Raw genomic sequence first — 21,235 nt, 5'->3', positions numbered from 1 at the left:
CACTTATCAGGCTCTTTTATTGCTTACCAGTCTATGGTTTATATTATTTTTCTGTATGGTTTTTATTACCAGCCTTATTTTAGCAACAATTTTTTATTTCACAGATGGACAATTTTTCTTCTCTCTAGAAGATGTTTATTACTCTTTTAAAATGGGTGCTAGTACAGGTATTCCCACAGGAATCGGTATCTGGATTCTGTCCAAGTTAAAAGAAAATAAAGGTGGACAATAACCACCTAAGTGTAGAGAAGAATCAATCGCGCAGTGAGGAACTGGTTAATTGTCAGGGTGACACCAACTGCCGTTAGGGATAAATATCGGCAGGAGTATGACAAGGTTCAGGGGCGGATAGCAACTTGTTCAGGCGTTACTGTTGCCAAAGAGCTGCGGGCATTGCAAGGTGAGATGACCGGAACATTACATAACCCCTCACAAAATGTACAGGCCCATATACCAAAAGAAACTTTTACCGGGCCTCGTGCCCGGTTTTTTTACCCTTTGTGTGGGAGTGTTAGAAAATGGTCTTCTGATTATTTTAGCTCCTCATTAATGGCCTGCCGAACAATCAACTTTGCAGCCCAACTCGTTAAGTTGATGATTTCATCATTTTCTAAACCAAAAGTATCTTTCAGAATTGTCATCGCCTCTGTACCATATAAAACTGAAATCAACATAATAATCTTATGTATTGAGTCATCTTTAAGCTCACCTTTTAGCGGCGCTAACGCCGTAGAAAGTGTCTCTTTACGGTTACTTTTTTTCTTCAAAACAGGTCGTTTGTGGTTATCTTCACCGGATAAAGATTCCTGCCAGCGTAACTGAGAAATGCGTAAAGCATCCCTCATCAATGCCTCATTGGCTTCTATTTCTTCATAACCCCATCTTAATAATTTCTCAATATTTTCCTCTGCATCATTGCCCATCGGGGGGATAACGAATGCTCCAATGACCTGTTTTACAACATATTCCACAAAATCACTGTGGGTTGAAAAGTAGCTGCGCAACGTGGCCTTTGCATATTCAGCTTCATTAGCAATCTCTTCAGGAGACGGAAATTTTTTTTCACGATATAACTTCAGCGCTGAGTGAGTGATACGTTCCAAAGTACGACGCCGGACTGGTGACAGATTTTCTTTATCAAACAGGATCATTTAACCCCCTTAAAATTTTAACCATATAGCATTCACAATAAAAAATATCACTAATGATAAAAAATAACTTGCATGTTGTAAAATATTACAATAGGTTTACATTTGTCTTTGAACTAGGTATGCCACATGGGGTGAACACTATGACGCGATTTATGGTTGTCGTTGGCACAGCAGACACAAAACTGGACGAGCGGGTCTGGTTGAAATGTTGTTTACACCTCTCAGGAGTTGATTCAGTCATCATTGATGTGTCTACATCAGCGCCCGGGAAAAATCATCAGAATAAAAAGATAGATATTCATTCACTTCAGGTGGCTGAGTCTCATCCCGCTGGCGCTGATCCCATTCTTTGTGGCGTACGGAATAAAGCGATAACAGCGATGTCTGTCGCCCTCACGCATTTCCTGAACAATTTAATCAACGATATCGCGGGGATGATTGGTATCGGCGGCTCAAGCAGAACCGCGCTGATTACGCCAGCTATGCAAAGCCTGCCGATCGGTTTGCCTAAAATCATGGTATCAACGATGGTGTCAGGGAGTGTCTCAGCCTACATTAGGGACAGCGATATTGCCATGCTTTATACGGTAACCGATCTCAACGGACTAAACCGTATTTCCTGTGCAGTATTGTCTAATGCGGCAAATATGATGGCGGACTCTGTCAATTATTTTACGCCATTGGCTGATATTCATAAACCCGCTTTAGGGTTGACGATAAAGCATGGAAACAAGCTGAACGCATTTTTTAATATAAAATTCCCACAATGAAATTTACGATTTTTTATTCTAATTAAAATAGAAATACTGTTTTTACTGTTGTTCATCAATGAAATAAAATTATCTACGCAAAAACAGGGGTTTTAATGATTTGATATGTCAGATAATCAGAAAAAAACTTTAAAACGGCTCAGGCGAGATCCATTGATGAAACCATCGGAATTATCCGATATTTTTGGGATTGGACGTTTATGTACTTCAGGGCATTAAAGGCATTGTTCACTTTGAACAAAAATGTTCAGCTTTAGTCCTGTCCTTAAAATGCACCAATAATCCCAGCGTATCTCATAATAAAGTGAAAAACTTTTTGGGATCAAAATGAAAATTATTTTGACAGGGTAATAACGCAAAACATTACTTGCAACAGTAATGGTCATGAATGAACAAGGATGTTTTTTAGTAATAGTAATTTGATAAATAACTCGGAATCATGGTCCTGTGTTCATGGACATTGGTAAGAAATTTTTTGCCGGTGTCTGTTATTAGCCTTTTCATGGCGGTTCTGGCAGGAGAGGTTTTGGTTTTGCTTGCCGGAAATGAACACTGATTCATGCATCCTATTTGAATAGCCACCATAAATCAATTAGGGGAAGTAAACAGAGATGATAACGATTCAAAATGACTGGCATCCGGCAGATGTTATTGCTGCATTGCGTAAACGCGGTACAACACTTGCCGCATTATCAAGGGAATCGGGACTGAGTTCATCGACACTATCTAATGCATTAATACGCCGGTGGCCTAAAGGGGAGAGGATTATTGCGGACAGACTAGGAGTACATCCTTCAGAAATTTGGCCCAGTCGATATTTTAATAAGAATGGGGATCTCATTAAGTAAAATTTTCAAAATTATTTGAGTAACAGAACTAATTATAATAGTCGATATGCTATCCAGTCCTAATTTAAATCCACTATTATTTTTGTGTACTCAGCGAGGGCACTATAAAAAATAGGTTTCATTAGATCAATGATATGCATATATCAGTTCTGGAAACTTCTTTATATGAGGTGATCCTTGAAAAAGTAGCTAAAGAATGTTTATAACCCTTGTCGGGTCTTATTACATTGGCGTGTGATATAAATAAAGAAGTTTATCGTACTCTTGTCGCGTATAATGAGGAAAAAGATGCTGATGTTATTAATAATCCAGGGTTGGTTAAAATTCTTTTTAAAATTTACATGAGAAAGTTGTAAATATAATTTAAGCGCTACCTTTGAACCTTTATTTATATCTCTTAATCAAGGTCGGTAGCGCTTTCTTTGGTAATGACTCTGATTTATTGATAATGATGAATATTCAAATACTCCCGCTCCCCCTATGTAAGCGACGCATTCAGACCGTATTGACGGTGGCTAAACAGTGAGATGACCTTCCAGGGGCAGCAGTTCATGCACCCGGTTTGCAGGCCAGTCCGCGATATGACTGATGACATGGCGTAGCCAGATCTCGGGATCCACTTTATTTAGCCGACAGGTACCGATAAGACTGGTGTACCGGATAGCGATAATAACGATATAACTAAGCATCTGACACTTCAACCCGCGCCCACTAAAAGTGTCTAGCTCAGGCCTGATCTGATGCAATGGACGTCCCACGTGGCATCAATTGTACCAAAATGAAACAGTGATAGTCAGGGACGGTTTTTTCTTGGTGGAAAACTCTGTTTTTCGAACAGGCAGTTAGTTCAATTTTTTTATCCAGAATTCAGGTTATATCTAATCAGAGGATTGGTGACAGAAATTATCGGTGCCAAAAGAAACTTTTACCGGGCCTCGTGCCCGGTTTTTTACCCTTTATGTTAAAAAATGATCTTCTGATTATTTTAGCTCTTCATTAATGGCCTGCCGAACAATCAACTTTGCAGCCCAACTCGTTAAGTTGATGATTTCGTCATTTTCTAAACCAAAAGTATCTTTCAGAATTGTCATCGCCTCTGTACCATATAAAACTGAAATCAACATAATAATCTTATGTATTGTGTCATCTTTAAGCTGACCTTTTAGCGGCGCTAACGCGGTAGAAAGTGTCTCTTTACGGTTACTTTTTTTCTTCAAAACAAGTCGTTTGTGGTTATCTTCACCGGATAAAGATTCCTGCCAGCGTAACTGAGAAATGCGTAAGGCATCCCTCATCAGTGCCTCATTGGCTTCTATTTCTTCATAACCCCATCTTAATAATTTCTCAATATTTTCCTCTGCATCATTACCCATCGGGGGGATAACGAATGCTCCAATGACCTGTTTTACAACATATTCCACAAAATCACTGTGGGTTGAAAAGTAGCTGCGCAACGTGGCCTTTGCATATTCAGCTTCATTAGCAATCTCTTCAGGAGACGGAAATTTTTTTTCACGATATAACTTCAGCGCTGAGTGAGTGATACGTTCCAAAGTACGACGCCGGACTGGTGACAAATTTTCTTCATCAAACAGGATCATTTAACCCCCTTAAAGTTTTAACCGGATAGCATTCACAATAAAAAATATCATTAATAATAAAAAATAGCTTGTATGTTGTAAAATATTACAATTAGGTTTACATTTGTCTTTGGACTAGGTATGCCACATGGGGTGAACATTATGACGCGATTTGTGGTTGTCGTTGGCACAGCAGACACAAAACTGGACGAGCTGGTCTGGTTGAAGTGTTGTTTACACCTCGCAGGAGTTGATTCAGTCATCATTGATGTGTCTACATCAGCGCCCGGGAAAAATCATCAGAATAAAAAGATAGATATTCATTCACTTCAGGTGGCTGAGTCTCATCCCGCTGGCATCGATTCCGTTTTTTGTGGCGTGCGGAATAAAGCGATAACAGCGATGTCTGTCGCCCTCACGCATTTCCTGAACAGTTCAATCGACAATATCGCGGGGATGATTGGTATCGGCGGCTCAGGCGGAACCGCGCTGATTGCTCCGGCTATGCAAAGCCTGCCGATCGGTTTGCCTAAAATCATGGTATCCACTATGGCGTCAGGGAATATCTCAGCCTACGTTAGGGGCAGCGATATTGCCATGCTGTATACGGTAACCGATCTCAACGGACTAAACCGTATTTCCCGTGCAGTATTGTCTAATGCGGCAAATATGATGGCGGGCTCTGTCAATTATTTTACGCCATTGGCTGATATTCATAAACCCGCTTTAGGGTTGACGATGTTTGGTATGACGACTCCGTGCATTAATCAGCTCACTACTGAGTTAAATACTCAATACGATTGCCTGGCTTTTCATGCTACCGGCAATGGTGGAGCAAGCATGGAGAAATTGGCTAAGGACGACGAATTAGTTTGTGTTTTGGATATTACATTAACAGAAATTGCCGATCTGTTATTTGGGGGTGTTTTGGGTTGTCCTGACACACGTTTAGACGTCATTGCAAAAAAAAGCATTCCGTGGATCGGCAGTACTGGTGCTTTGGACATGGTTAATTTTGGTGCAAAGGACACGGTTCCAGAACGCTACAGCAATAGGCTATTTGTCGAACATAATTCTCAGGTGACATTGATGCGAACCACACCTGAAGAAAACTATCAGCTTGGTATCTGGATAGGGAACAAACTTAATAAGTGTAATGGACCTATTCGATTCATTATTCCGGAAGGCGGATTCTCTGCGCTAGATTGCCCTGAACAACCTTTTTATTTACCTGCATCAACGCAGGCTTTCTGTCATGGACTAAAAAAAACAATAAAACAAACAGAATTGCGAAAAGTTATAAAAACACCTTTTCACATCAATTCACCACAATTTTGTACTCTTGTAATACAACAATTCAAGGAAATTGTAGAACACCAGGGAATTTCTTATGAAGAAAAAATATAATCAGATTATTGAAACTATAAAACAAAAAATCGAACGTAACGAAACTATTATTGGAGCAAGTGCAGGCACGGGTCTTTCGGCGCGTTGCGAAGAAGCAGGAGGGGCAGACCTCATTATCGTATATAATTCTGGACGCTTCAGAATGGCTGGCAGAGGATCATTGGCCGGATTAATGCCATACGGTAATGCAAACGAAATTGTCAGAGAAATGGGTAATGAAATATTGCCAATAGTTAAGGAAACACCTGTATTGGCGGGTGTCTGCGGTACTGATCCATTCTGTAATTTATCTCTTTTCCTGGATGAACTGAAGGCTCAAGGTTTTGCTGGTATTCAGAACTTCCCAACAGTAGGACTCATTGATGGAAAGTTCAGAAAAAACCTGGAAGAAACAGGCATGGGCTATGCCCTGGAGGTGAAGCTAATCCGCCTGGCACATGAAAAAGGAATGATTACCACTCCTTATGTTTTCAATGCAAAAGAGGCTGAAGCGATGGCACAGGCAGGTGCTGATATCATCGTCGTACATCTGGGGCTAACCACTGGCGGTGATATTAGTGCTAATACATCATATGATCTGAAATCTTGTATACCAATCGTTAATGCTTGTGCTTTGGCAGCTAAAACTATCCGAAATGACATTATTATTTTGTGTCACGGCGGCCCAATTTCGGAACCGGACGATGTCGCCTATATTATGGCTCATTGTCCCAATTGTCATGGGTTCTATGGTGCCAGTTCAATGGAGCGTTTGCCAACAGAACAAGCCATCAAACACACTATCCAGAAATTTAAAGAAATTAATCGGGGTTAGTGGGAATTATACTTAAACTATGTGGAAACTTAGTACTACAACCGTAATATCTGTTACGTTATGATGACGCATGGTTTTCTTTTCCTCAAAATATGGAAAGGTGCCCAATATGCCATGCCCAGCCAACATATGCCTGTCTGGCTCCCTTATTTCATCCTACCAGTCGCAACAACTCAGTCTCGCTTGTCTCCGGGGCTTACTCAGCGATGTTAACGAAAAAATGACTGGACAGAAACCCCGGCCACCGCACCACGCTGGGTCGCTGATCAGGGACAGTCAACGAACTCGTCAGTACGTGATGATGCCGGGCAAAGTGCCTGGTGACGACATCCCGGTACCAGTTCAAGCCCCAGGAAAGGGAAAAATCGACCCCGATGAGTACCGATAGTATCGAACACCCTGTTGGCCATAGTTTATGCCTTTAAACCGGAAAACCATCCAAAAATTTTCCGGTTTCATTCGACAAGGCTATTTTATTTCGTTTTTCAAAGCCCTACGATGATATTCACCACTCGCTTTTTCATGCAGAGTAAACAACATCGGTAATAGAGAACTCACCGCTGCTAGACTATGCCCGAGCTGACATAAACTCTCTGGAGTAAATTCATGGATATTATTACTGGCAAACGACAACATTGAGTCACCAAGAAAAGTTACACTATGACACATGCCCATAGTATTTTCTTTGGATGATTCAATTAACTGACACAGTACAGTATCGCTAATACATGAAAAATCCAGTGATGCAATTGCATCCGACATGGCAGACCATAAGATATCCAGATCAGGTATATTACTGTCGTCGAGAATGTCTGGGATGCTACTGTGCATAATATTGCTTCTCAATTGATTTAGAAAAAATTAAAACCAAAGAAAAGTCTGTAAGCAAGGTATGTGCTTCGGTTTCTACATTAGATTGCGCGTTAAATGTATAACGCTTTGAGTATGAGGATATGTTACTATTCATATTAGCCATACATTAGTTCTTGTAATGTTGTGGTTAGACGCTCTGATTGTGTTGCAGCACTTTCAGAGCGTTGCTTTTATGGTTCCTATAACTGTCACCATATTCTTTCGCTTGGAGATCAAGATCTCTTCCTCCTTTTCTGGTAACGGGAAGGCCAGATTTCATCAGGCTTCTGTCCCAGTGCGTTTGCAATAATTGTTTCACCTTTACACCAAGGTCTTTGCAAGGCATTAGATAACGTTGACGATGCCAGCCCTGCTTCTCTAGAAACAGCCGCCAATGACGTTCCTTTCTTTTTCAACGCGGCGATAATATCTGCCGAATGCCAATCTTTTTTCTCCACAAGAATTCTCCAATAAGATATATTTCGTGCTACATACAATTTTGATGGCACGTTTTACTTCAATTTGTATTTCAATTACCCTAAAAGGTTACCAGTGCAAGCTACCCCTATTTATAGGATTACTTGTACTAGAGTATAGTATAGATCTAAATTGAGACCTTGGAAAGAAAATATTAACTCAATTGAGATAATTTCACTTATTAATTTCAGGAAATCTGTTTTTTCAGGTGGTTATATGGTTAAAAAAAGAAAGGAAGCACAGCATAATATGGATTCTTTTGAACAAGACCAAAAAGAAACCTTTAAGGAGAGACTTCTTTATCTTATCGGCAGCCGTAGTGTAAGAACCGCAGCTAAAGAATGGGGATTATCGTATTCAACACTGAATAACTACATCATAAGGGACTCAATCCCTGCTCTCAATGTAGCTCAATCAATCTGCGATATTGAAGGTGTCACCCTAGATTGGCTTGCAACTGGTGATTATCAGTTACAACCTCACAATCAAACCACAACCATTCATGAACAACTAAAAAGCTCAACGGAAAGAAGCACAGCATGGCAATCTATTTTAGATTCATTGGAAGATAAAGATGTAGATGCATTAATAAGACTAATTCACCGCAAAGGTATAGAAGGGATACTTGCTGAACCTCCTAAAACCAAAACATCTACAATTGAAGATACCATCAATGAATTGCCTATTAGAGAAACTCTTAAACAAGCAATAAAGATAGCTTTAGCAGGGAATGAATCAACAGATAAAGAAATTTTTCTTTACATTACTACACTGATAAGTCAAGAAAAAAATTAAACACCGTCAATTAGTGATCATAATAGTGTAGAGTAAACACAAGGTATAGAATGACGATACCTTTCAATTCTCACTTAGCCAACTGGATAACCAAGCAAACATGCAGTACATTAAGAAAGCAGCACGGAGAACTAAGTGTGTGGGTCAATTGGGTAAAACACCGGAAGAGTAATTGCAAACTAGGTAAACCAACCTAAAAACTTACCACCACTCAAAAGGAAGTCATTGACAAAGTTTTATCAATCTAACGAAGAAATCAGCACTCAACGATAACAGGACGCTTTGTTAACATACCTGTACGTTCAGCCAGAAAAAGCAGCCTTAGCTCGACGCATGCCTTCAATTTTGCGCTCTTTTACGGACATTTGCTTAAGTTCGGAAATTCGGCGTTTTGATTGCATAACCTTCCCCTATCATCATTTAGTACTACAGCTATAAAAACCAAAAATCTGTGTTTTTCTGATGTTCACGATGCTGAGAAACCGTATGACTTAAAGCTTTCTTATGAATATACCTTCTGTTGAGACAAAAAAGATGTACGATTGATTATAGTACTAACAAATGCCTGTATATAGGATTTCCGTATACTAATTTTGCCTTTTTAATTAAAAAAGCGAGAAAACCCCTGTTGATTTCTCCACAAAGGGTTTACCCCAAATATCTTTCGGCATCAGCAGCATGATTTCCATCATCTGTGACCCTAGCACGTTGCTGGCAACAATAGCCACAATCAGCAACAGGGATCCTACAGCAACAAACAGATAGCGTCAAACACCTACTATTAAGGCAAAAACCCATTGATATGCTATTGACATCTTTCTCTTCTCTGGTAGCATAAGCATCGACAACGCTCGCTACCTTCCTCCGGGAACGTAAGCGGGCTTTTTTTATGGAATCTTAAATCATGGTTCATATCCCCTACGCAAAGTTGCATCGCAAACCTATAGACCTTATTAGTGATTTAGAGGAAAAGGGGCTAAATTTCAAAGATAAAGCACTAGCCGAACACATATTATCATTTATCAGCTATTATCATTTTAAAATTTACCTATTCCAGTTCATGTATCAAGATGAAGAAGGAAAAAAACAATTTCGTGATGGCGTTTTTTTTGAAAATGGCCTTGATATTTATCGTTTCGATGAATCATTACGCAATTACATATTTCGCATAATTTCTCGACTCGAAATAAAATTTCGCAGTAGGCTAGATCACACTATATCAGAATATACAGATGATCCATTTTGGTATCTCGACGATAAAAATTTCTTTAATAAAAAAACAAATAAAATAAACTTATTACGTTCAAAATTATCAAATTCATTTACATCTTGTAATGAAAAATATGCCACTCATTATAAGGAAAAGTACTATAATGAAAAAAATGATAATTATAAATTCCTACCCCCTTTTTGGATTATCGGTGAATTAGCAACATTGGGAAATATATTTGTTATTTACGATTGCTTGGACAAACGTCGTTTTCAAATATCAGAACGAGAAAACACCCTTAACAATTTAGCCAAAGAATTTGGCGTAAAAAAATTTGAAACGCTGGTTGGGTGGATTAGTGGACTAAGAGATGTGAGAAACAGATGTGCACATCATAATCGTCTTTGGAATTCAAATTTAAGAGCCCCAGCAGAAATTATCCCACACCTTTCTATACCTCCAGCTAATAACAATCGTATCTATGTTTTTCTTGCAATCCTTCACCATTTAAGCAAAATCTTAAAACTGGGAGTAAACGTGGGCCAAGATATTTACACTTTAACACATGAATTCCCAAGAGTAATACCACTGTTACATTCTGCTGGTTTTCCAGAAATCTGGCATACAGATCCATTCTGGGAACTTTAGGGTTACCATATATTGACAAACGAAAGGATAAGCTGAGCTACAATACCTTACCAACCAAAAAATTTGTGCCTATATATGTCATAATGATTAAAAATATAACTACCCATCTTTCGTTTAATAAGCGTTATACACAGTTACACCGCTGATGTTGGTTCGCCTCCCCAGCTCACCAACCGCTTCCATTCACCCGACCCTTTGATGGGGTCAGGTGAATGAGCTTTATCAGCCGTGCAAATGTGCATAACACACAACTCGTTTTACGATTCATACCATAGACGCCGCTTAAATTTTTGGCTAACCTAACCAAGAAATAATTATGTTATTTATGAATACCATCTCAACAAGAGGTTACTCAATGACTGACAATCATGACACACAACGTACAATGTGCGTGCTCAGATTCGGGGAGCAAAAGTTGCTGGAATTTATCTCAACTTATGCCAACGTTTACGTACCTGGGATGCAAATTGTGTTACTAAAGCCCACAAACATAATCTCCCTACATGGGTAGGGCATTTGCCCATTTACTTACTTGCTGCCAGTCTGGCGACCACTTTGCTGATGGGTACATTAATGGTAGTTGGGGTTATTATGCTAATATTTGGAATAATCCTAGGTTTTTCACTGAATAAAGGTGTAATTGATAAAAAACTTACAGATGAACAAGGTTACGGAAATCAATATCGTGATGGTCCCTATGGGTGGGGCTGGTATGATGCAACCGGTTATATTGATGTCGACAATAAAGATGAATAGTTCATAAAGGAAGGGATTCCCCTCCTTAATATAATTATGTTACCTACTTATTCTATCTCCTAATTTCCCACCCGATTTCTGAATATCAGCAGAACCATTTTTCGTTGCATTTGTTACTGCGTCACCCATTTTAATTCCCGCCCACGACAACGCTCCCATCCACAATGCCGGCAGCACAATAAACATCGTCCCCATCACAAAACTCATAATGATATCGTCTGTACTATTCTGAAAACCAGCCATATTCCAGCGACTGTGCGTATCCGAACTGTACAATGCCTCCAGAAGCCAACTGTCTAGCCAGCGTGCCAATTCCCACCAGAATGTCAAAAAGTTCAGCGCAAACACGACAAAGGTCAGCGTAATAACCGTCTTATATTCGTAAACCGCAAATACTATAATCAACGGTAATATGATAGTCACCGCCATCAATATAACAGCCTGCACCATCGGTAAAGCCTGGCGCATGGCATCAAACGCCGGAAATGCCGCCAAGCTTCCCAACGACATCCCGCCCAATGAGGCCAGACGGCCCACTGAATTCATCAGGGTAAAATCCGCGTTACCGCCGTAACCTGCATAGACATGTCCCCCCTGAGATGCGGTCAAGCTTTCCGGGCTCACCAAACGCCGTATCACCGCTTCTTTGTATTCTGACGTCTCTTTGCCCATCAGTTTCAATGCCGCCGATAGCCGAAACCACATGCCTGGCTCAGCCTGTGCCATCACCTGTTTTTCCAATCCTACCTGACTGTCTGACCACCATTCCTTACAGGTCGGATATCCCCCCTGCCCCGTATTAGCCAAACCATCATCCCGGTGCGGTTTCCAGGGAAAATCCGAACGAGGCGTTTTTGACTGAAGCACATCATAATAACCCGCACCATTCAGAAACGTTTTTGACCCCAACCATTCAATATCCCGTAATACCACCTCATCCCGGGTTCTTCCTTCGTCCCGGCGTTTCCACTGATACAATGCCAGCGCATAACAGTCATGGGTGAAATCCTGTAATATCTGCGCCAGGGCCGGATTATTAATCCGCGTATGCTGGACCTCAAAACGCAGTTGCCTCAGGTCGGGACGACAGGGAAGAGAAGCTATTGCGGCCTGAGTCACCCCTTTGGAAATCTGATGAACCCATGTCCACCAAACCGGAGCCGCCGCTGTTTTACCATCAAGCGACGATATCACGGACGCATAACCTGTTTCAGCCGGTTTCGGTGTCCAGGTGCCGCAACTTTTTGCCCGCGAGTCATCATACGTAATGGTACTCAGACTCACATTGACCAACGGCACACAGCAAACAATCATCACCAGAAAAGCGCCATACAAGGTGTTTTCAATCCGGGTCACTGAGAGCAGGCCCTTATTTCCTTCATCCTCCCCTTCTTCCCGGACTTTCAGCCAGATACCTATCATTTTGAATGTCAGCGGCAGCACAAATAACCCGGTGGCCAACAGCATATTCCACAAGCCATTATTCACTATCCAGCCCAGCAGGGTCAGAAAATATTCCAGATAGCTGTAAGTTGTCATGACGGCTCTCCGGAGACGAAGAACAGGGCATACTCACAACATCCCACCAATCCCAGCGAAATGAGTGCAATCCGTTTCAGAGCAGCTTGTTGTGTTAACGGCAATGGAAGTCGCCAACACTTCCACATAAAACAGGCAATAACACTGTACATGGCCAATCGCCAGGCCAGCCAGCCGTAACGGGTCGTGTCCATCCAATGTTGTAAGGCATTGAACTGAGACGGATACGCCAGGCCAATTGTGGCAACAAGTAACATGCCTCCCATCATCAACGTGACGATTAACCCCCGCCTGAAATGCCGTTTCAGTCCTACTATCAACCTCTGTGTAGTGCCAGCAGGTACCCGGATTTCACTTTGCTCAGACATCATTATTGTCCTTCACGCCCTTTCGGCGGCACAGACAAGGTGTGAATACGGCTGTCGGTATTATCGGTGGATTGCCGTTGCAGATTCATTTCAACCCGATTTTGCTCACGCTCAAGCGTAGTCAGTGCGGTATTTTGTGCAATCGCCCGGCGCAACTCCATTTCATTCTTCAGGGCAGTGATTTCTCTGTCCAGTGTCGCAATGCGACGATCACTCTCTGCCATAGCCTGCGCCTGCGCAGCGGCATTCGGTTCTGCCTGCCCGGTCATCAACATTCGCCGCATAGTGAGCGCAGTCTCAATGGTGTCTGCCATCGCTAACTCACTGGCCAACCGACTCACCAGCGCACCACTATCCGGATCACGTTTCAGTGCCTGGATAACCCCACGAGTCACCGCCAAGCTACCCGTTTTAAGTTTTGCCAGATTGACTACCGTAGGCGCATTTTCCCCGCTGACCAGTTTCATCAATTGCTCAATGTTGGTTCTGGTCGCCTCTTCCAGCATCGGCGCAAACCCCGTCCCAGCGACACTTGCACCCGGCTGGTCTTCGGTACCCCCACGGGTACACTGACGACTGTCAGTACAGGTACGAACCGAACGATCACCTAACACCCTGACGACCGCAGCGGCGGCTTCTTCACTGTTCTTGAATTTCTGGCAAGCAGCGCCATTACATTGGGTGCGGTTGACATTGGCATGGCTATTCGCCGGCAGGTTGTTCATCATATTGAAGCCGGCTTTTGCCAGATCCCGGACAGGCTGAATGGCTTTCTGCCCTTTTCCTCCCCGTTTTTCACCCCCAATCCAATTTGAACCTTGTGTACCGTCCGCAACCTCCATTTTTTGTGTCGTGCCAACCGCATCACCATTACTGGTATTCACCAGCGTCTTATATTCCTCCATCAACGCCGCTTTAGTCCATTTACTGCTGTCCGAGAAATCCATCATACGCTGTGACATGTTCTGGCAGCTGAGTTGTGATTTGTCGAACGCAATACCTGCCTGTAACACCCCGTTGGTCAGCATGTCATACAATCCCGGATTAGCCCGCTGGATAACCATTGCCGGCAAACTGGCGACGGCTCCCGTCGCCCCCTGCACCACTTCCCCCATCAGGTTTTTAAACCCCGAAGTCAGGCCATTAAGCTGATTCCCTACCGTCGTTTTCAAATCAAAGTGACCGCACATCAGGTCACTGCTCCAACCGAGGTTTAATCCGCCCAGATGTTGCAGATGGCTGCGGGTCGCCGGCTGCGATATCACTGATCCGCCCCCCAGGTTGTAAAACAGTTTGTCCGATACCGCCCCATTCAGGCTTTTCCCGTAACCTATCGGGCTGTCCGCAATGGCAAAACCTGCCGCCTGGACAACAGGAGTACGCATAAACGCCAGTGCTATCAATCCAGGCAAAAATAATCGTTGTCTCATCCCATGATCCCAGTCTCAAAAATCAGTACTGTAAAGAAAAGTCTGTCCGCGTCGCTGACAACAACTGTACGGTTGCCACAATGCAAAGGCATAATTCCCGTCCCTCGCGGTTTCCCCGCTGTTATCCGGAAAAACAGCACAAGATGCGCTCATCTTAGGCGCTATACGTTGCCATTGATGGTTTCGGTTACCCGTATTTTCGACGACTGCGCCTGGCGGCCAGTAACCCTGTTTACGGTTTCCTTGCAGGGGTTGATAAACATGCCCCTGCCCGGTACGGGTGATAATGTCTGCTACCCGTTGCGCTACCACCGCAGCCGCTTTATTATCATCCTGTTGTGTCGCAAACCCGCTTCGCGGATAAATATTGCCCCACATAGTGCCCCGAAACGAATAACCCAGTTCACGTTTACCAGGAACAAGCGCCTCGGGATAAAATGATTCCGGCACACCAGTCCGCCAGACTAAGCTATCCAGAGTACTCAAAAAGTAAGGCATAAAAGGCGTGGCGGCACTTTTACACGCATACCCCGAAATTTTCCCGCCCATCATGGCAGTGGCCGGATGCCCAATCGCATCGACATATTTAAAATGCAGATTGTTTTTTCGGTTGCCTGGGATTTTTAGCTGATGATTACCACCCCCCATGACTATCCCGGAAAGTGCACCGGTGACCGTATTTTCCACCCCACCGGCTGCCTGGCTGACCAGCGACATTTCTGTCCAGGGATTACCATCAGGCGTGTTATAGACAGAGACCACGGCCTGAGGAATAAAATGCTCAACTTTTATCGAGGTACGCACTTTGCACCCCCAGGGAGAACACAGCAGCCAGTAACAGAGACCTTTTATCCGCCAACTGATGCACGATACTGACGCGGCACTGGCCACAATCTGGGCCGTATTCACACTGGCAACGGCCACAGGTGCCAGAACAACCGTTAGCAGCAGGACCATGCCGAACTTTTTCAGCCGGGAATGCCATGTTAATGATGGTAAATCCAAAGATTTCATGGCGGGTTTTCCTGCTGATAGGTATCCCAAAGTAACCAGGCCTGTTTCATGTCTGACGTACCGTACACAACATAATTATCATCAAAAACCACTGCCGGGAATTTCTCAAGACCCAAAGTCCAGGCATTCAGTAACCCCTGGTAAGCCTGATTGATATGCTGCTCCTGTTGATGCCACAATGGAGACTGTAAAATCTGGCGGGCCTGCTTGACTGCCCGTGGAGGATCAGCCGATAACTGACCAAACTGTTGTGCTTGCAGCTGCTCGGCCCCATCGAGGTACACAACCCGGACACGTTGATCAGCATTGCGCGGCGGATGGCTGGTGTCGGTATATATCACTGTGCTGGCAAACACGGATACCGGCATTAACAACGGGAAAAGCGGCCAAAATATCCTGATATTCATAACCTGCACCCCTGCATGGATAAGAGATCCTCATCACGCCCATCTGCTTCTTCCCCAGATATCAGACCTCGGGCACGGTCCAGCCTGCGCGCTACCACAAAGGCAGCATCCAATTCGCTGCAATGAAGCGCTTTCATAATCGCCCTGCGCTCGGCCTTTTCCTCTTTCTCCGTCATACCCAGCGCCAGATAGACACTGGGTGGCACTACCCGAAACAACGCCTCCACTTTTTTCGACAACACCACGCCTTCGGTGTAACAGCCCGGGAGTTTGCTGGCTGACAGCAACACCGATTTTTGTTCTTCAGACAGCTTTTTAAAACGCGCTATCTGTTCGACTTCATCCGGCGGCATGGTCAGACACAACCACCACTCCGCCATATTCAGCATTTTCTCCGCACTATCCGGATAGTCCGCCAAATTCTGAGTCGCCAGCCACAACCAGGCACCCAGTTTTCGCCACATCTTGACCACTTTAGTCATGTAGGGCGACAACAGCGGATTAGTGGTCAGTATATGCGCCTCATCCACCACAAAATTAATTTCCCGGTCCTCAAACTGGTCACGCTCCGCCCTATTGTTGATGGTATTGACCAGAGACACCATCGCCAGCGACATCTGGGCACCATACCCTTCACGCGCCAACGTACCGAGGTCAATCAGCGTCACATCGGCTTCTGGCCAGGGGGTTCCCGGACGATTAAACAATTCTCCCTCAAAACCACTGGTGAACATTGACATCGCCCCCGCCATCTCTTCGGCACGGGCACGACGCTGTTCGGTACGCAATGATCGCCCCTGTTCATCCCGCCGGCTGTCCCGGGCAATCACAGACAATGCCTTTTGCAGATCTTCCGCTATCATCTGTCGGCCATCGTCAACACTCGCTTTTGCCGCCATCATGATAGCTTCGCGGATCATGCCCCTATCCGCCCGCGTCAGACGCTCCTCCTCTTTTTTCTCCCCGCCGGTGATCATCATGCGGGCCGCAATTTCCATTTCGCCCAGAATATCGCGCTGCTCATCGTCCCCGTCGTCTTCAATTTCCTCCGCCGACTTTTCACCCGCCAAATCCAGCTGAGAAGATGCCATGTGAAGCAATGGGTGAGCATCAGCAAACAGTGCCAGACTGACCCCACAGCCCGGTTTAATGCCGATTTTGTTGACACTCAGCCCCAGGCGTTGACAGTAATCAGCAAACAACCCAAAACTGTTGCCCGCTTCCGCCACAAATAATCGGGGACGGTGCACCGCCATCAGCTGCGACAGGCTCGCACAAAGCGTAGCCGACTTCCCCGCCCCGGTCGGTCCGAACAACAACAGATGCGCATTCTGGGTGCGGTCATGTTTATTTTGCGGATCAAAGGTCAGCACATCACCGCCCCGGTTAAAAAAGCTCAGACCCGGGTTACCGGTGCCGGTCGCCCGCCCTGTCACGGGCAACAACCCAGCCACATGCTGCACCCAAGTCAACCGGGTATACCAGTGATGCTTGTCTCGTTGCGGGTTAAAACACATCGGTAAGGCACGCAGATAACCGTTTAACGGTGCCACATCACATTCGGGTTTGACCGGCTGCAACCCCGAGACCAACAGGGTTGCGGCCAGTTGCTGATGCCGACGGTTCAAATCGTCAACATCAGCCCCCTGTAACAGAAAGGTCAGTGCAGAACGGCACAGTTTATGTCTCAGCCCCAGATGAGCCTTAGCTTCTTTTACGTCTGCGCGTACTCGCCCTGATTCAGTATTTTCTCCCACTGCATTTTTTGACAACCGGTCAAAATCCTGTTCCAGGGTATCCTGGGCCGGTATGACAACGGTCAGTGACACCAGGGTACCCGAGGGTAATAAATCCATCAGCGCATTAATATGTTCACCCCGGGTCACTTCACCGGTCAGCGTCCCTGGTTCTGGTGGGCGACGCAGCCGTTCAACCGGTACCGCTCGATGAGCAATATTATCAAACCACCATATACCGTTTTTCACGTCAGAACGTGGCGGGGTAAACCACAAGGTTTCCGTGAAGTCATTATCCGGACGCAATTTACCCGCCTGCCAGGCCGCGTAGCGGGCCTCCCAATATAGCGTCGCTTTATTAATCCAGTCTGGAGCGGGATTGAATAACCGCAGTAACCAGTGATGAACCTGTTCACCATCTTGTCGTTCACACAAAATGCTGGCGCTCGCCAGCGAGGCCGTTAGTCGGTTACAGACCTGATTAAGCAACGCTGCCGATGACAGAGCATCCTTCTGGCCGGCCGGGACCCAGCGATAAACGACCATTCGGGTACGGCGTTGCTGTCCTCGCCAAGGTTGACCGGTGACCAATGTGTCGTTAAACAGCCCTTCAGGCCGGGCAATGCCTCGCAGATGACGTTCAGTCTCAGCCAGCCACGTTTCGGTAAAGGCTGTGCCCTGTGCCCAGGGCTTGATATATTGACGAAGCTGCGTCAGCGATGACGACGAGTCATCTTCATCCTGACAAAAAAACTGTACCACCCAGGGAGAAATATCTTCTTCCTCCAGACTGTCCTGCAACGCATCCTCCACCTGGTCACGGATCTCTTCCAGACGGGCAGCGGGACGCCCTTCTGTCGATACCGGAGAAACCGTATAAACCGCCCCGACAGAAAGACCATCATCCAGCAACAAACACTTCTCATCATCCAAATATTCTGCCCAAGGCAGGTAATCAATGATAGACGGCCAAATGTCATACAACGCAGCTTCATCCGTGCTCGTCATTTTGCCGGAACGCCTCAAAGGTTCACGCCCAACAACAGTGGAAGACGACGGTAGTATGACCTCAGTTTCACCCAAAACTTCCGATAGATGACTCCGTTTACGCAAGCGGGCTTTATTCAACAGCGTCCACATCACAATGCCCCCGTCCGTTCACCCGGCAGGGCGTACTGCACCTGACTGTAAAACGAAAACACCGTGCTATATCCCGGCACCGGCGAGTTTCCCGCCACCAAATGGGGAAAGAGATACATCACCATGTCTGGATTGGGTAGCCGTGGGAAGGTTTGACTGATTTCATTTTCCTGTGTCCGACTGTAACTTTCAGTGTAGTCCAACATGGTCTGCTGCTCCCGTTCGTTCAGCCCCCGGCGCAGCACTTGACGGGCTTCCAGCGTGGTCTGTGACGACGCGGCTTTTCCCTGCCACAATGCCAGCATAGTCTGGTCTCCCGAGGGCAACATGTCTTCTTTGGACGTGCTGCAACCGGTCAGGACCGCCGTCACTACGAACAGGCAAACCCAACAACCTGATTTCAATCTGACGCTGCACATACCGGCTCCACAGATATGCATTTTCTCAGTCCAGCCCATCACTGTTCTCCTGTCCCAGGCTAAAGGGGTATTTCACCTTGCGCCCCTGTGTTTCGTAATCAATCGGTATTTGTTGGGTAATATGTACCGCCACGCTGGTTCCCGGTGGCACATAGACGGCATCAAAGGTTTGGCCGTAACGGGCTTTGACCCATTCCGACACCGCCTTCAATCCTCCGGCCGCAGCTTGTCCCAAAACCGCTTTACCGGCATCCCCGGTCAGTGATGACGTCGCACCGCCATAACCGTTAGTCTGGGTGGTAAGCTGGCTCTGTGACAGCACATCACCGGCGGCGGTACCGCCAGAAAGCGCAAATAAGGTTGGCAAGTAGCTGGCTGCATTGGATTTCCGTGTCCCGCTGATACACGGAATACCACTGTCGTCAGACAACCAGCCAATACCGCCGCCGCTATTACCCTGAACGTGATGGTTGCCATTGGTGCGATTATCCGATTTCGGCACAGTTCTGACGGTACCGTCTGCAAAGACAAAAGTTAAAGAAGTGACATTGCCGCGCACGCAAGACAAAGTCCAATCACCGGTCGCTGTACCCGAAACAATCGCCCCTTCCACATCCGGCAGTTCAATGCCGTTGGCAGTCAGGTTATCTTTACCTAGCAGTATCTTAAAAGGATACGGGTCAGTGACTTTGTCATTCACCGGCACCCGGCCTAATAATGCGGTCATCGCCTGGCTGCCGACCAGCGTCGTATTCTCGGGCAGGGTATAAACGGGCCGGATAGCCTCGTTTGTATCACCCTCGGTAATGGCTTGCTGATTTTTAGTTATACCGTCGTATTCCAGTTTCTGACGGCTCAGTGCATTGTCCTCCAGAAATGACACGGGAAAACGGGGAGTCGCTGGCTGACCGCTCATTGCAACCTGTAAGTCAGCCGGTAACGCATCCTGGGGGGTAATCCAGACCAGCCGGTCCCCGTCTGAGGTCGTATTTTGGCCGGTATCGTCCAATCCTAATCCCAGCGGAATATCGCGCTCAACCAGAGGGGTGTTTGTACTCATGCTTTTATTGCCTAACTGACGGGTTAGCTGGTCAAGCCGGTTAAACAGCGTTTGCTGTTCCGCTTTCAGTACCTGCTGTTGCTTTTCTGTTTCCTCACGGGTGCCCGTTACCACCTGGTTAATCTGGTCAGTCATCCTCTGACTGCCGTTTCGCCATTTCTCATTGTCCGCCAGTAATTGTGCGTTTTGTTTTTCCAACGCCGCCTGCTGAATACGGATACTGCGCAAAGCCCCAATCAGGGTGCGCAACGTATCTTCCGGGGTATCTCCTTCAATCCCCAATGCCCGCAGCTCCCCGGGAGACAGCTCCGCCAGGGCCGGATGACTCACTGTCTGGCTGACGGGCGTCGCTGATTGCCGACAACTCTTGATACCCACCGCCAGTCCCGCGATAACAAAAATAGGCACCACCCACTTCACCAGGCCGTTTGACTTAATTTGCATGGCGGCTTCCTTTTTTCTTGGCTGAATTTCTTGATATCACCGGCTCGGGCAGAAAGGCACGCTCAGGTCGACCTTTCACCACCAGATAGACGGTAGTCGTGTCTTCCGGCGTGCCTGACGGTCCCAGCCAACGATGCTGAAAGGTCGCTGCTATGAATTGCCCCTGTAACCTGCGTGGATCAAGCACCACGTTCTCACGGTGGGTGTTACGCACTTTCAACGCCACCACAGCGAGGTTATCCCCCCCCCAGCCCCCTAACGGGGAGACTATCACCGGCGCAGAGGGATACAATGTGGTCAATCGGGCCGGCAGTGCCAGTGATACAGGGTGAATGCCGGGAACAGCTTCCACTGTACGCAACGGCGCATA

Annotated in this window: 23 protein-coding genes and 1 pseudogene; 9 read left to right on the top strand and 15 right to left on the bottom strand. The window is 45.7% G+C overall.

The annotated features are described in order from the left end of the window. On the top strand, positions 1-232 hold a 232-nt coding region (locus C5471_RS21130; protein ID WP_166296360.1), incomplete at its 5' end, for a hypothetical protein. A 298-nt stretch (positions 233-530) separates the two neighbouring features. Here the strand turns inward: C5471_RS21130 and C5471_RS21125 are convergent. Then, a complete protein-coding gene (locus C5471_RS21125) occupies positions 531-1,151 on the bottom strand; it encodes a TetR/AcrR family transcriptional regulator (protein ID WP_133813326.1) in 621 nt (206 codons plus the stop codon). A 140-nt stretch (positions 1,152-1,291) separates the two neighbouring features. Here C5471_RS21125 and C5471_RS21120 point away from each other — a divergent pair, with 140 nt between their 5' ends. Both C5471_RS21120 and C5471_RS21115 read left to right on the top strand, forming a co-directional pair. Next, positions 1,292-1,921, top strand: coding sequence for a Tm-1-like ATP-binding domain-containing protein (locus C5471_RS21120; RefSeq protein ID WP_242688808.1), 630 nt, complete (start codon positions 1,292-1,294; stop codon positions 1,919-1,921). A gap of 611 nt (positions 1,922-2,532) precedes the next feature. Continuing rightward, the gene (locus C5471_RS21115; protein ID WP_133813325.1) at positions 2,533-2,769 is read left to right on the top strand and encodes a helix-turn-helix domain-containing protein; all 237 of its coding nucleotides are present in this window, start codon (positions 2,533-2,535) and stop codon (positions 2,767-2,769) included. Positions 2,770-3,284: 515 nt separating this feature from the next. Here C5471_RS21115 and C5471_RS21110 read toward each other — a convergent pair. Both C5471_RS21110 and C5471_RS21105 read right to left on the bottom strand, forming a co-directional pair. After that, positions 3,285-3,419, bottom strand: a pseudogene (locus C5471_RS21110) (transposase domain-containing protein); the annotation flags it as partial. A gap of 330 nt (positions 3,420-3,749) precedes the next feature. Continuing rightward, positions 3,750-4,370, bottom strand: coding sequence for a TetR/AcrR family transcriptional regulator (locus C5471_RS21105; RefSeq protein ID WP_133813324.1), 621 nt, complete (start codon positions 4,368-4,370; stop codon positions 3,750-3,752). 141 nt (positions 4,371-4,511) lie between these two features. Between C5471_RS21105 and C5471_RS21100 the strand changes: the two genes are divergently transcribed. The 3 genes from C5471_RS21100 to C5471_RS21090 all read left to right on the top strand — a co-directional run bounded on the left by C5471_RS21100 (position 4,512) and on the right by C5471_RS21090 (position 6,958). After that, on the top strand, positions 4,512-5,756 hold the full coding sequence (locus tag C5471_RS21100) for a Tm-1-like ATP-binding domain-containing protein (RefSeq protein WP_133813323.1): 1,245 nt from the start codon (positions 4,512-4,514) through the stop codon (positions 5,754-5,756). Further along, a complete protein-coding gene (locus C5471_RS21095) occupies positions 5,740-6,570 on the top strand; it encodes a phosphoenolpyruvate hydrolase family protein (RefSeq protein WP_133813322.1) in 831 nt (276 codons plus the stop codon). Before C5471_RS21100 ends, C5471_RS21095 begins: the two co-directional genes overlap by 17 nt. A gap of 109 nt (positions 6,571-6,679) precedes the next feature. Beyond that, positions 6,680-6,958: a hypothetical protein gene (locus C5471_RS21090; RefSeq protein ID WP_133813321.1), complete on the top strand. Its 279-nt coding sequence runs from the start codon at positions 6,680-6,682 to the stop codon at positions 6,956-6,958. A gap of 80 nt (positions 6,959-7,038) precedes the next feature. On the opposite strand, the gene C5471_RS21085 is transcribed toward C5471_RS21090, so the two are convergent. Both C5471_RS21085 and C5471_RS21080 read right to left on the bottom strand, forming a co-directional pair. Beyond that, positions 7,039-7,401, bottom strand: a complete 363-nt coding sequence (locus C5471_RS21085) for a hypothetical protein (protein WP_133813320.1) — start codon at positions 7,399-7,401, stop codon at positions 7,039-7,041. Between the two features lie 254 nt (positions 7,402-7,655). Next, positions 7,656-7,880, bottom strand: a complete 225-nt coding sequence (locus C5471_RS21080) for a helix-turn-helix domain-containing protein (RefSeq protein WP_228902821.1) — start codon at positions 7,878-7,880, stop codon at positions 7,656-7,658. 235 nt (positions 7,881-8,115) lie between these two features. Here C5471_RS21080 and C5471_RS21075 point away from each other — a divergent pair, with 235 nt between their 5' ends. Further along, complete coding sequence (locus tag C5471_RS21075; RefSeq protein WP_133813319.1) at positions 8,116-8,694, top strand: helix-turn-helix domain-containing protein; 579 nt, start codon at positions 8,116-8,118, stop codon at positions 8,692-8,694. A 605-nt stretch (positions 8,695-9,299) separates the two neighbouring features. Here the strand turns inward: C5471_RS21075 and C5471_RS24940 are convergent. After that, positions 9,300-9,431 carry a hypothetical protein gene (locus C5471_RS24940; protein WP_278250183.1) on the bottom strand — a complete coding sequence of 44 codons (132 nt, stop codon included), beginning with the start codon at positions 9,429-9,431 and terminating at the stop codon, positions 9,300-9,302. Between the two features lie 167 nt (positions 9,432-9,598). Here C5471_RS24940 and C5471_RS21070 point away from each other — a divergent pair, with 167 nt between their 5' ends. Beyond that, complete coding sequence (locus tag C5471_RS21070) at positions 9,599-10,552, top strand: Abi family protein (RefSeq protein WP_133813318.1); 954 nt, start codon at positions 9,599-9,601, stop codon at positions 10,550-10,552. 387 nt (positions 10,553-10,939) lie between these two features. Then, complete coding sequence (locus tag C5471_RS21065; protein ID WP_133813317.1) at positions 10,940-11,308, top strand: hypothetical protein; 369 nt, start codon at positions 10,940-10,942, stop codon at positions 11,306-11,308. Between the two features lie 39 nt (positions 11,309-11,347). Here the strand turns inward: C5471_RS21065 and C5471_RS21060 are convergent, their stop codons facing one another. From C5471_RS21060 to C5471_RS21020, 9 genes are all read right to left on the bottom strand, one after another. Further along, entirely contained in the window at positions 11,348-12,847 is a 1,500-nt protein-coding gene (locus C5471_RS21060) for a conjugal transfer protein TraG N-terminal domain-containing protein (protein WP_133813316.1), read from the bottom strand. Beyond that, a complete protein-coding gene (locus C5471_RS21055; RefSeq protein ID WP_166296358.1) occupies positions 12,844-13,218 on the bottom strand; it encodes a hypothetical protein in 375 nt (124 codons plus the stop codon). The genes C5471_RS21060 and C5471_RS21055 overlap by 4 nt, the downstream gene beginning before the upstream one ends. Continuing rightward, entirely contained in the window at positions 13,218-14,645 is a 1,428-nt protein-coding gene (locus C5471_RS21050; RefSeq protein ID WP_133813314.1) for an integrating conjugative element protein, read from the bottom strand. Before C5471_RS21050 ends, C5471_RS21055 begins: the two co-directional genes overlap by 1 nt. A 15-nt stretch (positions 14,646-14,660) precedes the next feature. Next, positions 14,661-15,602, bottom strand: coding sequence for a TIGR03756 family integrating conjugative element protein (locus tag C5471_RS21045; RefSeq protein WP_166296362.1), 942 nt, complete (start codon positions 15,600-15,602; stop codon positions 14,661-14,663). A gap of 53 nt (positions 15,603-15,655) precedes the next feature. Then, positions 15,656-16,066: a TIGR03757 family integrating conjugative element protein gene (locus C5471_RS21040; RefSeq protein ID WP_133813313.1), complete on the bottom strand. Its 411-nt coding sequence runs from the start codon at positions 16,064-16,066 to the stop codon at positions 15,656-15,658. Beyond that, positions 16,063-18,945, bottom strand: a complete 2,883-nt coding sequence (locus C5471_RS21035) for a conjugative transfer ATPase (protein ID WP_133813312.1) — start codon at positions 18,943-18,945, stop codon at positions 16,063-16,065. Before C5471_RS21035 ends, C5471_RS21040 begins: the two co-directional genes overlap by 4 nt. After that, positions 18,942-19,361 carry a TIGR03751 family conjugal transfer lipoprotein gene (locus C5471_RS21030; protein ID WP_133814224.1) on the bottom strand — a complete coding sequence of 140 codons (420 nt, stop codon included), beginning with the start codon at positions 19,359-19,361 and terminating at the stop codon, positions 18,942-18,944. Before C5471_RS21030 ends, C5471_RS21035 begins: the two co-directional genes overlap by 4 nt. A 25-nt stretch (positions 19,362-19,386) precedes the next feature. After that, positions 19,387-20,865, bottom strand: coding sequence for a TIGR03752 family integrating conjugative element protein (locus tag C5471_RS21025; RefSeq protein ID WP_133813311.1), 1,479 nt, complete (start codon positions 20,863-20,865; stop codon positions 19,387-19,389). Next, a partial coding sequence (locus tag C5471_RS21020; RefSeq protein ID WP_166296356.1) for a TIGR03749 family integrating conjugative element protein occupies positions 20,855-21,235 on the bottom strand: 381 nt, incomplete at its 5' end. The genes C5471_RS21020 and C5471_RS21025, both read right to left, overlap by 11 nt.

Origin of the sequence: Photorhabdus tasmaniensis, assembly GCF_011189505.1 — a bacterium.
Classification (GTDB): Bacteria; Pseudomonadota; Gammaproteobacteria; order Enterobacterales; family Enterobacteriaceae; genus Photorhabdus; species Photorhabdus tasmaniensis.
Note: the sequence above shows the minus strand (reverse complement) of the source record. Positions and strands in the feature narration are given on the sequence as shown.

What these genes read in the sequence shown, in the direction of transcription:
- C5471_RS21085 (WP_133813320.1), bottom strand. Translation starts at nt 7,401, where the DNA reads ATGCACAGTAGCATCCCAGACATTCTCGACGACAGTAATATACCTGAT.
- C5471_RS21095 (WP_133813322.1), top strand. Translation starts at nt 5,740, where the DNA reads ATGAAGAAAAAATATAATCAGATTATTGAAACTATAAAACAAAAAATC.
- C5471_RS21055 (WP_166296358.1), bottom strand. Translation starts at nt 13,218, where the DNA reads ATGATGTCTGAGCAAAGTGAAATCCGGGTACCTGCTGGCACTACACAG.
- C5471_RS21125 (WP_133813326.1), bottom strand. Translation starts at nt 1,151, where the DNA reads ATGATCCTGTTTGATAAAGAAAATCTGTCACCAGTCCGGCGTCGTACT.
- C5471_RS21075 (WP_133813319.1), top strand. Translation starts at nt 8,116, where the DNA reads ATGGTTAAAAAAAGAAAGGAAGCACAGCATAATATGGATTCTTTTGAA.
- C5471_RS21120 (WP_242688808.1), top strand. Translation starts at nt 1,292, where the DNA reads ATGACGCGATTTATGGTTGTCGTTGGCACAGCAGACACAAAACTGGAC.
- C5471_RS21045 (WP_166296362.1), bottom strand. Translation starts at nt 15,602, where the DNA reads ATGGTCCTGCTGCTAACGGTTGTTCTGGCACCTGTGGCCGTTGCCAGT.
- C5471_RS21090 (WP_133813321.1), top strand. Translation starts at nt 6,680, where the DNA reads ATGCCATGCCCAGCCAACATATGCCTGTCTGGCTCCCTTATTTCATCC.
- C5471_RS21040 (WP_133813313.1), bottom strand. Translation starts at nt 16,066, where the DNA reads ATGAATATCAGGATATTTTGGCCGCTTTTCCCGTTGTTAATGCCGGTA.
- C5471_RS21050 (WP_133813314.1), bottom strand. Translation starts at nt 14,645, where the DNA reads ATGAGACAACGATTATTTTTGCCTGGATTGATAGCACTGGCGTTTATG.
- C5471_RS21115 (WP_133813325.1), top strand. Translation starts at nt 2,533, where the DNA reads ATGATAACGATTCAAAATGACTGGCATCCGGCAGATGTTATTGCTGCA.
- C5471_RS21100 (WP_133813323.1), top strand. Translation starts at nt 4,512, where the DNA reads ATGACGCGATTTGTGGTTGTCGTTGGCACAGCAGACACAAAACTGGAC.
- C5471_RS21105 (WP_133813324.1), bottom strand. Translation starts at nt 4,370, where the DNA reads ATGATCCTGTTTGATGAAGAAAATTTGTCACCAGTCCGGCGTCGTACT.
- C5471_RS21025 (WP_133813311.1), bottom strand. Translation starts at nt 20,865, where the DNA reads ATGCAAATTAAGTCAAACGGCCTGGTGAAGTGGGTGGTGCCTATTTTT.
- C5471_RS21030 (WP_133814224.1), bottom strand. Translation starts at nt 19,361, where the DNA reads ATGTGCAGCGTCAGATTGAAATCAGGTTGTTGGGTTTGCCTGTTCGTA.
- C5471_RS21070 (WP_133813318.1), top strand. Translation starts at nt 9,599, where the DNA reads ATGGTTCATATCCCCTACGCAAAGTTGCATCGCAAACCTATAGACCTT.
- C5471_RS21060 (WP_133813316.1), bottom strand. Translation starts at nt 12,847, where the DNA reads ATGACAACTTACAGCTATCTGGAATATTTTCTGACCCTGCTGGGCTGG.